The organism is Arthrobacter sp. SLBN-122 (assembly GCF_006715165.1).
GTDB lineage: Bacteria > Actinomycetota > Actinomycetes > Actinomycetales > Micrococcaceae > Arthrobacter.
Genome location: NZ_VFMS01000001.1, coordinates 1,745,110 through 1,758,580 on the forward strand (window position 1 = coordinate 1,745,110; position 13,471 = coordinate 1,758,580).

The following is a 13,471-nucleotide window of genomic DNA, read 5'->3' on the forward strand; positions in this document are numbered from 1 at the left end:
CTTCATTGGTGCGAGTGGTGGTGCGTGTGGGTCGATAAGTTTCAGGGGGCATGGTGGTCCGCCGTCTCGTGGACCACCAGCATGTCTTCATCCAGTTCGCCGTCCGGGAAGAAGCAGGCGAACTGCTGGTCCGTGGCGGACGCCGCTGCTTCCAGGGGCGGTTCCAGGGTCAGGCATTTCTCCTGTTTGGCCGGCGGCAGCGCCGCGAAGACCGGACAACGGGTGGCGAAGTTGCAGCCCTTGGGCGCCTGCAGCGGTGAGGGCAGGTCGCCCTGCAGGATGATGCGTTCACGGGTGCGTTCCAGCTGGGGGTCCGGCACGGGGATGGCGGACAGGAGGGCCCGTGTGTAGGGGTGGCGGGGGTTGTCGAACACCCGGTCCACAGCGCCAATCTCCACGATCTTGCCCAGGTACATCACTGCCACCCGGTTGGAAATGTGGCGCACCACCGAGAGGTCATGCGCCACGAGCAGGTAGCTCAGGCCCAGTTCGGCGCGCAGGTGGTCCAGCAGGTTGATCACGCCGGCCTGGACTGAGACATCGAGGGCCGAGACGGGTTCGTCCAGCACCACCAGCTTGGGGTTAACGGCCAGTGCGCGGGCGATGCCGATGCGTTGGCGCTGTCCACCGGAGAACTGGTTGGGGAAGCGGTTCACGTGGTCCGGCTGCAGGCCCACGAGCTTCATCAGCTCCATGATCCGCTTCCTGATGGCAGCACGGTCCATGCCCGCGTTCTGCAGCGGTTCGGCAAGGACTTCATACACCGTGAACCGCGGATCCAGGGCGCCGGTGGGGTCCTGGAACACCATCTGCAGCTCGCGCCGCATTTTCGCTTTGGTCTTCGAATCGGCCGCCTGCTTGTTGCTGAGGCCGCCGATCACCACCTCGCCATCCTGGTCCGCGTGGAACTCCATGATTTCCAGCAGCGTGGTGGTCTTTCCGGACCCGGACTCGCCCACGATCGAGAAGCATTCACCCTCGCGGATATCGAAGCTCAGGCCGTCCACGGCCTTGACGGTGCCGATCCGGCGCTTGATCAGGGCACCCCTGGTGAGCGGGAAGTGTTTCCGGACATCCTTGAGCTGCAGGACGGTGGACCGCTCTGCCCGGGGAACTGCGTCGAAGCGGGACACCGGCACCGGCGGGGCGGCGAACACGTCGTGGACGTCCACGTCCCCGCCCAGGGCCTCGGACTTGATGCAGGCGGCACGGTGCAGCGCCCCGCCCTCGACGGGTGCCAGGGCGGGTTCGCCATCAAGGCAGGCTTCCGAGGCAAGAGGGCAGCGGGGAGCGAACGAGCATCCGGTGGGGGCATGGAGCAGGTTGGGCGGCATCCCTTCGATGGGAACGAGCGAGGACTTCTCCGCCACGTCAACCCGGGGCACGGCACCGAGCAGGCCCATGGTGTACGGCATCCGCGGGTTGTAGTAGATGTCATCCACTGCACCGGTTTCCACCGGCTTGCCCGCGTACATGACCATGATGTCGTCTGCCATCCCGGCCACCACGCCGAGGTCGTGCGTGATCATCACCACCGCGGCACCGGTCTCCTCCTGCGCCGTGTGGAGCACCTCAAGGACCTGGGCCTGGATGGTGACGTCCAAGGCCGTCGTCGGCTCATCCGCGATCAGGACGCGGGGGTTGTTGGCGATGGCGATGGCGATCATGACACGCTGCCGCATGCCCCCGGAGAACTCGTGCGGGAAGGCCTTCAGCCGTTCCCTGGGACTGGGGATCCCCACCATGGCCAGAAGTTCGACGGCGCGGGTTTCTTTGGCTTTCCTGCTCATGGAGGGGTGGTGGATGGTCAGAGCTTCGATGATCTGGGTGCCCACCGTGAACACGGGCGTGAGGGAGGAGAGCGGGTCCTGGAAGACCATGGCGAGCTCGTTCCCGCGGTATTCGCACATGGCCTTGTCGCTCAGCCCCAGCAGCTCCCTGCCCTTGAGCCGGACGGAACCGGAGACCTGGGCCGTGGGCGGAAGGAGGCCCATGATGGCCAGCGAGGTCACTGATTTTCCGGAGCCTGATTCACCCACGATTCCCAGGGTCTTGCCGGGCATCAGGTCGAAGTCGACGCCCCTGACGGCGTGGACCACGCCGTTCTCCGAACTGAACCGGACGTTCAGGTCACGGACGGAGAGCACGGCGTCGGTGGGGGCGTGCAGACCCGCCACGTGCAGGCGCTCCACGTCTGACCGCGCGGGTTCCATGGCTCCGGTGGTGGTTTCGCTGCTCATGCCGTCTTCTTTTCCGCGCGGATGGTCCGGGTCTTGGCCTTCTTGGCTTTGCCGGTGGAACTGGAACTGGGGTCGAAGGCGTCCCGCAGGCCGTCGTTCATCATGGCCAGCGAGCCGGTCAGCAGGAACATGACGGCCAGCGGTACCCAGAACATCCAGGGGAAGGTCTGCACCTGGGACGTCGCGCCGCCGATCAGCACGCCGAGGCTCACGTCCGGGACCTTGATCCCGATGCCAATGAAGGAAAAGGCCACCTCCGCGAGGATGGCTGCGGTGACGCCGCGGGTGATGTCCAGGATCAGCAGCGAGCCGATGTTCGGCACCAGGTGCCGCCAGACGATCCGGCGCGGCGGGACACCCATGTACTGGGCTGCCTTGACGAAGTCCCGCTGCATGAGGGACATGGACATGGAGCGGATCAGCCGGGCGGTGCCCATCCAGCTGAACACCAGCAGGACAATGATGAGCAGCAGCCAGGAGGGAAGGTCGCGTTTGAGGCCGGCGCCGCCGCCGCTGGTGGCCACGGCCACCACCAGGAGCGCCGGCATCATGATCAGCGCCTCCAGGATGAACAGCATGACCTTGTCCACCTTGCCTCCGAAGTAGGCCATGCTGCAGCCGTAGACGGCCGCAATCAGGACCGACACCAGGCCCACCACCAGGCCGATCAGGATGGAGATCCTGGTGCCTTCGACCGTCATGGCGTACAGGTCGATGCCCGCCTGGGACGTGCCGAGGAAGTGGTCGGCCGACGGTGGCATCCCGATGTTGAAGGGGTCGATGGTTTCCTTGTCCCACGGGGTGAAGAACCCTCCGATGAACGAGAACACCGTGAGGGCCAGGAAGATGGCCAGGCCGGCAACAGCGGTCTTGTTCCGCAGGAAGCGGCGGAAGATGATGGTGTTCTTGCCAATGACGACGTCGGCGCTCTCCAGGTGCGCGTCCTGCGCCGCGGCTGCCGGGTCAACTGCGTTCAGGTTGGTCACGGCTACTGCACCCGCACTCTCGGATCGACAAGCGTGGTGGCGAAGTCCGCCAGGATGGCGCCCAGGGCGAAGATCACGGAGCCGTAGGCCAGGGTGGCTGTGGCGGCGTTGACGTCCTGCAGCGAGATGGCATCGATGCTCCAGGACCCGACACCCGGCCAGGCGAAGATCTTTTCAGCGAAGAAGCCGCCGGCGAAGATGGCAGGGATGGTGAACGCGATGCTCTGGGCCACCGGAATAAAGGAGACGCGGAGCGCATGCCGTGCAATCGCCTGGTTGCGGCTCAGGCCCTTGGCCCGGGCGGTCCGGACGAAGTCGGCGTTGACGTTGTCCAGCAGGTACTGCCGCTGCGCAATCTGGTAGGCGCCCCAGCCCACCAGCGTGATGGCCACAGTGGGCACCACGTAATGCGCCGCCAGGTCAAGGAACTGGGGCCAGCCCGGGGCTACGCCCGGAGTGGAGATGCCGGTGACGAAGAAGATCCGGTCCCCTACGGATTCATTGATGTTGATGGCTCCCAGCTGAACCAGGAAGTAGGCGATGGGGGCGGGCACAATGTAGGCAAGGTAGCTGTAGGAGGTGATGACGCGGTCCTGGAACTTGTACTGCCGGGCCGCCGAATAGACGCCGAGCGCGACGCCGATAACCAGGGTCAGGATGATGGACGCCAGGAAGAGGCGGGTGGAGATCCAGACCCGGTCGCCGAACTCGGCGTTGATGTAGGCGCCGTTGGGGCTCCGGCCCCAGTCCCAGCGGGTGAGGACCCCGGTGAGCCAGTCAACGTAGCGCTCCCATGGGCTGAGGTCCGGGTCCAGGCCCTTGAGCCGCATTGAGTTGGCAACCTGTTCGGGGGTGGGCCGCGGAATGCGTTCCTGCTCCAGCAGCGCCGGCTTGAGGGAGCTGACGGCCAGGAAATAACCGGCGGAAGTGGTAAGGAAGATCATCACCACATAGGTGAGGCCGCGCTTGGCAAGGTATTTGAGCATGGGGTGCTATTTCTTCGGCAGCGCCGCCGGATGCTGGACGGAGGAACACTCCGGTGTCCGCTGGCGTGCCGTGCTGCTGGCCAAATCAACCATCACTGCTGGATCCTTCCGTCGTCCCCGGACAAGCACGGGTTGTGCCGCCTCACCGGGTTCTGCACCAGCGGGTAGCTGGCCTCCCGCAGCCCCAAGGGCAGGTCCTGGTGGACTATGTCGCGGGTCACATTCCAGAGGAAACTATCACAAGCCGTCACCGGAAAAGTGCCGCAATCCCGGGAAATCAGGCGCGCCGTATCAGATCGTTATGAATAGTTCTGTGAAGTTGGTTTGACTGGACGCAAAGGCATTCCACCGCGTAGTCTACGCGGCGCCCGCTACCCGTGTGACAAGATCGCGCCAGGAAGTTGCCAGCCGGCCGGTGGTGACCCCATGCCCGCGGACGAGGTGGAGGAGCCGTTCAGCGTCCAGCGTGGCATTGAGGGATCCCGCCATCAGCCATGGTTCAGGGGAATCGACGCCGGCTTCGCGCAGGAGCAGCTCCACGTGCTGGTTCCAGAGCGCGGCGGCCGGGACGTCAAACCTGTCGCGGGAGGCGTGGCCGGCGGCGAGGACCAGGTCGCCGTATTCCAGCACGTAGGCGATCCGCTCCGCGCCGAAGGCGATGAGCCGGTCAAGCGGCGCGGCGCCTGGCCCCAGGGGCGGGGGGCCGAACAGAACGCGGGCCTGGAAGGCGGCCTCCGAGTCATTCAGCAGCGTCAGCATCAATCCCGCCCGGCTGCCGAAGCGGCGGAAGACGGTGCCCTTGCCCACGCCGGCGTGTTCCGCCAGGCGGTCCATGGTGAGTGCCGCCACCCCGCCCTGCCCAATCAATTCCCGGGCAGCCAGCAGGAGCCGTTCCCGATTCCGGGCAGCATCGCTGCGTTCCGCGGCCGTTACCGGTGTCATTCCCGGCCGCACTGGGATGGAACTCACAAAGACAGTGTAGCCACTGGGAATAGAACCGGACTACGGTCCGTTTAGTCCCGTGAAGGCTTCCTGAGCCTCCCTTCCTAACCGTACGCGGTCCCCTCCGCGACCCTAGCCAGGAGTTTCCATGACCAAGAGCACCGTCCTTACCCTTGTGGGCAGCCTCCGCGCCGAGTCCACCAACCAGAAGCTGGCCGAAGCCATCCAGCTCAACGCCCCTGAGCAGGTGGACGTGGTGATCCACGAGAGCCTGGGCAACATCCCGTTCTACAACGAGGACATCGACGTGGAGGGCCAGGTGCCCGCTGCCGCCGCCGCATTGCGCGCCGCCGCCGAAGAGGCCGACACCCTCCTGCTGGTCACGCCCGAACACAACGGCACGGTTCCCGCCGCCCTGAAGAACGCCATCGACTGGTTGTCCCGCCCCTTCGGCGCCGGCGCCCTGGCAGGCAAGCCCACCGCCGTCGTCGGCACCGCGTTTGGCCAGTACGGCGGCGTGTGGGCCCAGGACGAGGCACGCAAGGCCGCCGGCATTGCCGGCGCGCAGATCCTGGACGACGTCAAGCTGGCTGTCCCCGGCTCGATGGTGCGTTTCGCGGAAGTCCACCCCAAGGACGACGCCGAGGTAGTGGAGCAGATCAAGGGCATCTTCGACGTCCTGGCCGCCGCAGCACCGGCAGCCTAGGCTCCCGCGCAACCGCGCCCGGCACGCAACTCCGCGTGCCGGGCGCGGTGCGTTAAAGGGCACTTCCAGGGCCGTGACCAACTCTTGTCCCAACCGGTACCTTCCGGACATCCAGGCAGGCAGGGGCAGCCGTAGCGTTAATCCACTGGACCTACCGGATCGGATTGCGGTGCCCCATGGCAAAAAGAAGGAGTTGGGGCGGCGGCCCCGGCAGCCTTGCGGCGGCAGCGGGCTGCCTTGCGCTGCTGCTGTCCGCCTGCAGTGCCCCGCTCCCCCAGCCCGAAGGATCTTCCCTGCCCGCGCCCGGCGGAACTGCCACAACCAGCGCCGCCCCGCTGGCCCTCCTGCCGGCCACGGTGGGCGGCAGTACGCCCGGCGCGTCGTATGGACGGGCGGCAGGAGAGCCGGAAAACCTCCCGCAAGGAACGGCAGTGCCCACGCCTGGCAGGAGTGCTGCCGCGGCCCCGCCGGTAACGGCGTACCTGGTGATGGTGGACGACGGCGGCAGGCACGGCGTGCGCTTTGGCTGCAACGACAGCCTGGTTGGCCTCGCCCCGGCAGGCGGCGCCGGGGATGCCCGGCTCAAGGCGGCAATCGGAGCCCTGCTGGACGCCGAACAGCACCAAGGTGGGCTGTTCAACGCGGTGGGCGGCTCCCGGCTGAAGTTCCTGTCCGGCAGTTTTGACGGCACCACGGTCACGGTCTACCTGGCAGGCACCCTGAAGCCCGGCGGGACCTGCGACATTCCCCGCATAGAGGCCCAGCTCACCCAGACGGCCCTTCAGGCAGTGGGAGCCATCAGAGCCGACATCTACATCAACGGCGAGGCCCTCGCCGATTTCCTGAAATTAAAGTAGGCCGCTCGGTGAATCGTTGATAAACAAGTGTTGCTTTGCAAGCAACAAGTAGCTGTATCCTGACTTTGTGACCCACGAAACACTTGACGCTTCAGCAGGCACGCTGCCCGCGGAGGCAATTGACGCGATCGAGCGTGCCGCCACATCCGCACACCGGCATGAGGAGCTGTTTTCCGAGCGCGCGGCAAACATCCGGCAGTCGGCAGTCAGGGACGTCTTCGACATCTCCCTGCGGCCGGGCCTGGTGTCCCTGGCGGGGGGAAGTCCCTACCTGCAGTCGCTGCCCCTGGACCGGCTGGCAGCAACGGCAGCCAAAATCATCGCGGAGGACGGCCTGACCGCCCTCCAGTACGGGGCCGGGCAGGGAACGGCGGAGCTCCGCGCGCAGATCTGCGAGGTCATGGCGGCCGAAGGAATTTTGGATGCCCGGCCGGAGAACGTGGTGATCACCGCAGGTTCCCAGTCGGCCCAGGATGTGGCCACCAAACTCTTCTGCAATCCAGGTGACGTGGTGCTGGTGGAGGACCCTACCTACGTGGGTGCGCTCAACACTTTCGAGTCCTATCAGGTCCAGGTGGAGACCGTGGAGATGGACCAGTACGGGCTGGTTCCGGAGCTGCTGGAGGCCCGGATCGCCGCCCTGCAGCTTGCCGGCAAAAGCGTCAAATTCCTGTACACCATTCCCAACTTCAACAATCCGTCCGGCATCACTCTGGCCAGGGAGCGCAGGCAACAGGTGGTGGATATATGCCGGCGCGCAAATATTCTGGTGCTGGAGGACAACCCGTATGGCCTGCTCCGCTTTGAAGGGGAGCCGCTGGCTCCCTTGCGGGCGGCAAACCCTGACGACGTGATCTACCTGGGGTCCTTCTCCAAGATTTTCGCGCCCGGACTGCGCATCGGCTGGGCGCTTGTGCCGGAGCACCTCCAGCGACGCTACTACCTGGCGGCGGAATCGGTAACGCTTTGCCCGCCTGCCCTGAACCAGATGCTGGTCTCGGCGTACCTGCGCGGCTACGACTGGAAAGGCCAAATCGAAACCTACCGCGGGCTGTACGCCGAGCGCTGCCGTGCCATGCTGGCCGCCCTCAAGGAATACATGCCCACGGGGACCACCTGGACCAGCCCGCAGGGCGGCTTCTTCGTCTGGGTGACGCTTCCTGAGGGCGTTGATACCTACCCGCTGCTGCACAAGGCGATCGATGCAGGCGTCGTGTTTATCCCCGGCGCCGCCTTCACGCCGTCGGACGATCCGTCCAACAAGCTGCGGCTCGCGTTCAGCGCCGTACCTCCCGAAGCCATCGCCGAGGGAGTGCGCCGGTTGGCGCCGGTGCTGCAGGAAGCCATTGCCGCGCTGTAGCGTAAGCCACACGAGTGCCGAAAACCGAGCAAAGGAGCATGCATATGGCTGGAATCATCGTTGTAGGGGTTGACGGCAGCGAGACCGCGAAGAGGGCGGCGCAGTCAGCCAAGGACCTGGCGGCAGCCCTGGGCGCGTCCCTGCACGTCGTGTCCGCCTTCGACAGCGACAAGACCGAAGTGTTCGGCAGCGGCAGCGACCGCTGGATCGTCTCTGACGCCGACGCCGCGGAGCAGGTTGCCAGGACGGTGGCGGAATCGCTGGGCCGCGACATAACGGTGACGTATTCTGCGGCCCGGGGACGGCCGGCCGACGCCCTCATCAAGGAAGCCCTGCGGATGGATGCACGGATCATCGTGGTGGGAAACCGGCGCATGCAGGGCATCGGGCGCGTCCTTGGCAGCGTGGCCAACAGCGTGGCCCACAACGCGCCCTGCGACGTGTACATCGCCAACACCTACGACGCCGACTAGTCCCCCGGGACCGGCTGCCGGCGTAACGCCGGACACGCCCCGTGGTGGCGCATATCGCTGCGGGGGGTGTCCGTTCTCACCGCCATATCACCCTTTTGGCTGCTGGCACAAAGATAAAATTGAGGGAGGCCCCCAAAGGCGTGGACACTGACGAATCCACCCCCAGCGAAGGGCTCCCCTTGATCACCTTGCAGCGCCGCCAGCTCGTTGGCCACGACATCCTCCTGGCCCGCCACGGCAACCACATCTCCTCCATGCGGGTGGACCGCAGCAACGGCAGGGTTGTTGCCCTCCTTGATGACGGCACCCTGGACAGCGCCCCCAACCTGATCGCGCCGGGGCTTGAGCTTCCCCAGACCGTGCGGAGCGTCCTGCGCGAGGACTGGAAGCTCCTGGGCGCGTGGGCCGGAATGGCGGCCCTGATGGGCGGCCTGATGACCGCAGCCGCTGTGGTTTTGGGGACCACGGCTGATCCTGCCCTGCTTGAGGCACTCACCGCCTACTCCGCCTACTAGGACGGGCGCCTCCCGGCACGGGTCCGTTCAGGCCACCAGCAAGTCCTGCAGCAGCCACCAGATTCCGGCCATCACCATGCCGCCGAAGAGCGAACCGGCCACCACCTGCGCCGGGGTATGAGCCCGCAGGACCACCCGTGACCAGCTGACCGCAGGAACCAGGAGCAGCAGCGGCACCCAGGCGGGGCCGAGCATCAGCACCAATACGACGGCGGCGCAGGACACGGCAGCGGCGTGGCCGCTCATTTTCCAGAACGGACTGACGGCCGCCAGGACGGCGACTCCGCCCACCACCGCCAGGACCATCGCGGTTACACTCCGGGGCGCGTCCACGGCGTTCAGCACCAGCAAACCCACAGCAATGCAGCCCAGCGCCATCAGGAGCACAGGGGCGCGCTGCTTCCGGTCGCTCACGTGGTGGTCGGTGACCTTTCCCATCCTGACCAGCACCAGCAGCACCAGGAGCGGAACCACACACACAAAGAGGGCCGCCAGGGCTCCGTAACCGATGGTCCCGGGGAATCCGGCCTCCGGCAGGGGGCTGATCAGCAGTTGGATGCTGACCACCACCGGCGGCTGGAAGACCTCCGTCAGCCACTTGGCGGCGTGGTTCCTGACCCGGATGGAGCCGCCGCTTACCGTCACTTCCTTGTTCAAGCCCTGGCCCAAAACGCCTAGTCCAGGAGGAGTGCGGGCTCTTCCAGGATGGCCGCGACGTCGGCCATGAAACGGGCGGACAGATCACCATCCACCACGCGGTGGTCGAAGGATCCTCCCAGCGTGGTGATCCAGCGGGGAATCACCTCGCCGTCCAGGACCCAGGGCTTTTGCTTAATGGTTCCGAAGGCGACGATGGCCACTTCGCCCGGATTGATGATGGGCGTGCCGGTGTCGATGCCCAGGGCGCCGATGTTGGTGATGGTGAGCGTGCCGCCCTGCATCTCGCCCGGCTGGGTCTTCCCCGCCCGGGCGGTGGTGGCCAGGTTGTTCAGCGCCAGCGCCAGCTCCTTCAGGGAGAGGTCCTGGGCGTTCTTGATGTTGGGGACCATCAGTCCGCGCGGAGTTGCAGCGGCAATGCCGAGGTTCATGAAGTGCTTGACATGGATTTCAGCGGTGTCGGAGTCCTCGTTGTCCACCCATGAGGCATTCACGCTGGGGTTCCGGGCGGCCGCCCAGATGACGGCCTTGGCCAGGATGAGCAGCGGCGAGACCTTGACCCCCTCGAAGTCCCGGGAAGCCTTGAGCCGCTTGACGAATTCCATGGTGCGGCTGGCATCGACGTCCACGAAGATGCTGACATGCGGCGCGGCGAAGGCGGATTCCACCATCGCCTTTGCCGTGGCCTTGCGGACGCCCTTGACTGGGATCCGCTCCACGCGCTGGTCCTGCGGCTTACCGGGCTTGCCCCAGAAACCGTCTGCCTTGTCCAGTTCGGCATCGCGCTGCGCCTGGTAGCTGACCAGGTCCTCGCGCGTCACCTCGCCCCGTGATCCGGTGGCAACAACATCCGCGAGGTCGATGCCGAGATCCCGGGCGATCTTGCGCACCGGCGGTTTGGCCAGCACCCGGTTGACCAGGCCCGTAATGGTGCCGCCAAAGGTGGGCCGGTTGTCGACGGCGGCGGGTTCGGTGGCGGTCACAGCAGCGGGCGTGTGCGGCTGGACGGGCTCGACCTGCGGGGCGTTGACAGTCACGGCGGCGGCCGGCGTGGTCTTCCGCGGGCGCCGCTTGACGGCATCGGCTTTGGGGCCGGAACCCACCAGCGGACCGGCGGCCGGGGCACTTTCCCCAGTGCCGCCGTCGGCCGCTGTCTCCTCTGCGACATCCTCCGGGAGCTTGCCGTACAGCGGCTGCACCGGCGTTTCGTGGGCAACGGGCGCCTCCGGCGCACGGACGTCCGCCGGCGTAGGATCGCCGGAGACGTCATCGCTGACGCTGATGATGGCGGTGCCGACGTCCACGGTCACCCCTTCATCCACCAGCAGTTCGGTGACCGTCCCGGCAAACGGGGACGGCAGCTCCACGATGGACTTGGCGGTTTCAATCTCGCAAAGGACGTCATTGATGGCGACGGCGTCGCCCGGCTTGACCTTCCAGGAGACGATTTCCGCCTCGGTGAGGCCCTCGCCGACATCAGGCAGGTTGAACTTGTTCAGGGTCATGGTGTCCTCAGTAGGAGAGGGCGCGGTCCAGCGCCTCCAGGATGCGGTCGATGTCCGGAAGGTAGTCTTCCTCCACCTTGGCAACGGGATAGGGCATGTGGAATCCGCCGACGCGCATCACCGGGGCCTCGAGCGAGTGGAACGCACGTTCACTGATGCGGGCGGCGATTTCACCGCCGATTCCACCGAACGTCGGTGCCTCGTGCGCCACGATCAACCGCCCGGTCTTCTGGACGGACGCGGTGACGGCGTCGAAGTCGATCGGCGAAATGGACCGCAGGTCGATGACCTCCACACTCCTGCCGTCCTCGGCCGCGGCGTTGGCGGCGGCCAGCGCCACGGGAACCAGGGGACCGTACGCAACCACCGTGGCATCCGTGCCTTCACGCAGCACGTGGGCCTTGAACGGGTCTTCCGACGGGCCCGGCGCCTGGACGTCGACGTCACCCTTGAGCCAGTAGCGGCGCTTGGGCTCGAAGATGATCACCGGGTCCTGGCACTCCACGGCCTGCTGGATCATCCAGTAGGCGTCATGCGGGTTGGAGGGGGTGATGATGCGCAGGCCCGCCGTATGGGCGAACAACGCCTCGGGCGATTCGGAGTGGTGCTCCACGGAACCGATGCCGCCGCCGTACGGGATCCGGATGACGACGGGGACCGTGAGGTTGCCGTGGCTGCGGGCGTGCATCTTGGCCAGCTGCGTGGTGATCTGGTTGAAGCCGGGGAAGACGAACCCGTCGAACTGGATCTCGCAGACCGGGCTGTACCCGCGCAGGGCCAGACCGATCGCGGTGCCGATGATGCCCGATTCGGCCAGCGGCGTGTCCACCACCCGGTCCGGGCCGAACTCGCCGATCAGGCCGTCCGTCACCCGGTAGACACCGCCCAGGGGGCCAATGTCCTCGCCCATCAACAGGGACTTGGGGTTGGCGGCCAAGGCGGCCCGCAGACCCTCGTTAATGGCCTTGGCGATGGTCATGGTGGTCATCAGTGGCCTGCCTTTGCTGCCTGCCCGGCGGACTCTTCCTCGCCGGCGAATCCTGCACTGTACTCCTCGAACCACGCCAGTTCCTCGGCCACCAGCGGGTGCGCCTGCGCATAGACGTTGGCGAAGGCCTGCCGGATGTCCGGGTTTTCGAGGTCATGGGCGGTGCGCCGGACATACCCGGCCAGCTCATCGCCGTCGGCTTTGACCTTGGCGAAGAAGGCATCGTCCGCAAGATCCTGGGCACGCAGGTACTTCTCGAGCCGTGCCAGCGGATCCTTGGCGCGCCAGGCGTCTTCCTCCGTCGACGGGCGGTACTTGGTGGGGTCGTCGGCGGTGGTGTGGGCGCCCACGCGGTAGGTGAACGCCTCAATGAGGACGGGACCGTTGCCCTGGCGCGCATGCTCCAGCGCCCACTCCGTGACTGCGTGCACCGCGATCACGTCATTGCCGTCCACCCGGATCCCGGGGAAACCGTAGCCCTTGGCGCGGTTGGAGAGCGGCACCCGCGTCTGGACGTTGGTGGGTACCGAAATGGCCCAGTGGTTGTTCTGGCAGAAGAACACCACCGGCGCCTTGTAGGAAGAGGCGAACACCATGGACTCGTGCACGTCGCCTTCGGAGCTGGCGCCGTCACCGAAGTAGGCGATGACCGCAGCATCCGGCTGCTCTTTGGCCCCATCCGTTGCGGCGGCGAGCTTCTGGTCGCGCTGGATCCCCATGGCGTAGCCCACGGCGTGGAGGGTCTGGGCAGCCAGAACCAGGGTGTAGAGGTGGAAGTTGGTGTCCTTGGGGTTCCAGCCGCCATTGGAGACTCCCCGGAACTGGCGCAGGAGTTCGGCCAGATCCACGTTACGGGTAAGCGCGACGCCATGCTCCCGGTAGGTGGGGAAGATGTAGTCCTGCGGCTGGCTGGCCCTGCCCGAGCCGATCTGCGCTGCTTCCTGTCCCGTCAACGGTACCCACAGTGCCAGTTGGCCCTGGCGCTGAAGAGCGGTTGCTTCAACGTCGAACCGGCGGATTGCGGCCATGTCCGCGTACAGCCCGCGCAGGTCCTCCTGCGTCAGTTTGTCCGCGTAGGCACTGAAGACCGGATCGGCGCCCAGCTTCCCGTCCGGGCCGAGCAGCTGCACCATCTGTGCCGCGGGCTCGCCCATCACGGCCTCAGCATCGGCTTCCCGCTGGTCGTCTACCGCTGTTCCGTCGAACTCGGTGGAAGGCAGATGAGTGCCCATACCGTCTCCTTGCTTGCCGCATCC

At 66.2% G+C, this 13,471-nt stretch carries 14 protein-coding genes; 5 read left to right on the top strand and 9 right to left on the bottom strand.

Features of this window, described 5'->3' with window-relative positions; all coding sequences use genetic code 11:
• Positions 1–41 precede the first annotated feature (41 nt).
• The 5 genes from FBY36_RS08155 to FBY36_RS08170 form a co-directional block, all read right to left on the bottom strand.
• Entirely contained in the window at positions 42–2,240 is a 2,199-nt protein-coding gene (locus FBY36_RS08155; RefSeq protein WP_142118430.1) for an ABC transporter ATP-binding protein, read from the bottom strand.
• Positions 2,237–3,226, bottom strand: coding sequence for an ABC transporter permease (locus FBY36_RS08160; RefSeq protein ID WP_200830464.1), 990 nt, complete (start codon positions 3,224–3,226; stop codon positions 2,237–2,239). Before FBY36_RS08160 ends, FBY36_RS08155 begins: the two co-directional genes overlap by 4 nt.
• Positions 3,227–3,228: 2 nt before the next feature.
• Complete coding sequence (locus FBY36_RS08165; RefSeq protein WP_142118432.1) at positions 3,229–4,212, bottom strand: ABC transporter permease; 984 nt, start codon at positions 4,210–4,212, stop codon at positions 3,229–3,231.
• A 92-nt stretch (positions 4,213–4,304) separates the two neighbouring features.
• On the bottom strand, positions 4,305–4,433 hold the full coding sequence (locus FBY36_RS20995) for a hypothetical protein (RefSeq protein ID WP_268815550.1): 129 nt from the start codon (positions 4,431–4,433) through the stop codon (positions 4,305–4,307).
• 136 nt (positions 4,434–4,569) lie between these two features.
• Positions 4,570–5,181, bottom strand: coding sequence for a TetR/AcrR family transcriptional regulator (locus FBY36_RS08170; RefSeq protein WP_442858234.1), 612 nt, complete (start codon positions 5,179–5,181; stop codon positions 4,570–4,572).
• A 121-nt stretch (positions 5,182–5,302) separates the two neighbouring features.
• Here FBY36_RS08170 and FBY36_RS08175 point away from each other — a divergent pair, with 121 nt between their 5' ends.
• The 5 genes from FBY36_RS08175 to FBY36_RS08195 all read left to right on the top strand — a co-directional run bounded on the left by FBY36_RS08175 (position 5,303) and on the right by FBY36_RS08195 (position 9,065).
• The gene (locus tag FBY36_RS08175) at positions 5,303–5,860 is read left to right on the top strand and encodes an NAD(P)H-dependent oxidoreductase (protein WP_142118434.1); all 558 of its coding nucleotides are present in this window, start codon (positions 5,303–5,305) and stop codon (positions 5,858–5,860) included.
• Between the two features lie 176 nt (positions 5,861–6,036).
• Positions 6,037–6,717 carry a hypothetical protein gene (locus FBY36_RS20820; protein WP_235008760.1) on the top strand — a complete coding sequence of 227 codons (681 nt, stop codon included), beginning with the start codon at positions 6,037–6,039 and terminating at the stop codon, positions 6,715–6,717.
• A 67-nt stretch (positions 6,718–6,784) separates the two neighbouring features.
• Entirely contained in the window at positions 6,785–8,077 is a 1,293-nt protein-coding gene (locus FBY36_RS08185; RefSeq protein ID WP_142118436.1) for an aminotransferase-like domain-containing protein, read from the top strand.
• Between the two features lie 44 nt (positions 8,078–8,121).
• A complete protein-coding gene (locus FBY36_RS08190) occupies positions 8,122–8,550 on the top strand; it encodes a universal stress protein (RefSeq protein ID WP_142029470.1) in 429 nt (142 codons plus the stop codon).
• A gap of 179 nt (positions 8,551–8,729) precedes the next feature.
• On the top strand, positions 8,730–9,065 hold the full coding sequence (locus tag FBY36_RS08195; RefSeq protein WP_082566808.1) for a hypothetical protein: 336 nt from the start codon (positions 8,730–8,732) through the stop codon (positions 9,063–9,065).
• 27 nt (positions 9,066–9,092) lie between these two features.
• Here the strand turns inward: FBY36_RS08195 and FBY36_RS08200 are convergent, their stop codons facing one another.
• The 4 genes from FBY36_RS08200 to pdhA are packed head-to-tail and all read right to left on the bottom strand — an operon-like array spanning position 9,093 to position 13,447.
• Positions 9,093–9,710, bottom strand: coding sequence for a phosphatase PAP2 family protein (locus FBY36_RS08200; protein ID WP_142118437.1), 618 nt, complete (start codon positions 9,708–9,710; stop codon positions 9,093–9,095).
• 29 nt (positions 9,711–9,739) lie between these two features.
• Positions 9,740–11,227 carry a dihydrolipoamide acetyltransferase family protein gene (locus FBY36_RS08205; RefSeq protein ID WP_142118439.1) on the bottom strand — a complete coding sequence of 496 codons (1,488 nt, stop codon included), beginning with the start codon at positions 11,225–11,227 and terminating at the stop codon, positions 9,740–9,742.
• Between the two features lie 7 nt (positions 11,228–11,234).
• Entirely contained in the window at positions 11,235–12,215 is a 981-nt protein-coding gene (locus FBY36_RS08210; protein ID WP_142118441.1) for an alpha-ketoacid dehydrogenase subunit beta, read from the bottom strand.
• Positions 12,215–13,447: a pyruvate dehydrogenase (acetyl-transferring) E1 component subunit alpha gene (pdhA, locus tag FBY36_RS08215; protein ID WP_142118443.1), complete on the bottom strand. Its 1,233-nt coding sequence runs from the start codon at positions 13,445–13,447 to the stop codon at positions 12,215–12,217. Before pdhA ends, FBY36_RS08210 begins: the two co-directional genes overlap by 1 nt.
• Positions 13,448–13,471: the final 24 nt, after the last annotated feature.

Bases quoted from the DNA above. Each gene is read 5' to 3' on its own strand.
- FBY36_RS08155 (WP_142118430.1), bottom strand. From the start codon at position 2,240: ATGAGCAGCGAAACCACCACCGGAGCCATGGAACCCGCGCGGTCAGAC.
- FBY36_RS08165 (WP_142118432.1), bottom strand. From the start codon at position 4,212: ATGCTCAAATACCTTGCCAAGCGCGGCCTCACCTATGTGGTGATGATC.
- FBY36_RS08175 (WP_142118434.1), top strand. From the start codon at position 5,303: ATGACCAAGAGCACCGTCCTTACCCTTGTGGGCAGCCTCCGCGCCGAG.
- FBY36_RS20820 (WP_235008760.1), top strand. From the start codon at position 6,037: ATGGCAAAAAGAAGGAGTTGGGGCGGCGGCCCCGGCAGCCTTGCGGCG.
- FBY36_RS08190 (WP_142029470.1), top strand. From the start codon at position 8,122: ATGGCTGGAATCATCGTTGTAGGGGTTGACGGCAGCGAGACCGCGAAG.
- FBY36_RS08205 (WP_142118439.1), bottom strand. From the start codon at position 11,227: ATGACCCTGAACAAGTTCAACCTGCCTGATGTCGGCGAGGGCCTCACC.
- FBY36_RS08210 (WP_142118441.1), bottom strand. From the start codon at position 12,215: ATGACCACCATGACCATCGCCAAGGCCATTAACGAGGGTCTGCGGGCC.
- pdhA (WP_142118443.1), bottom strand. From the start codon at position 13,447: ATGGGCACTCATCTGCCTTCCACCGAGTTCGACGGAACAGCGGTAGAC.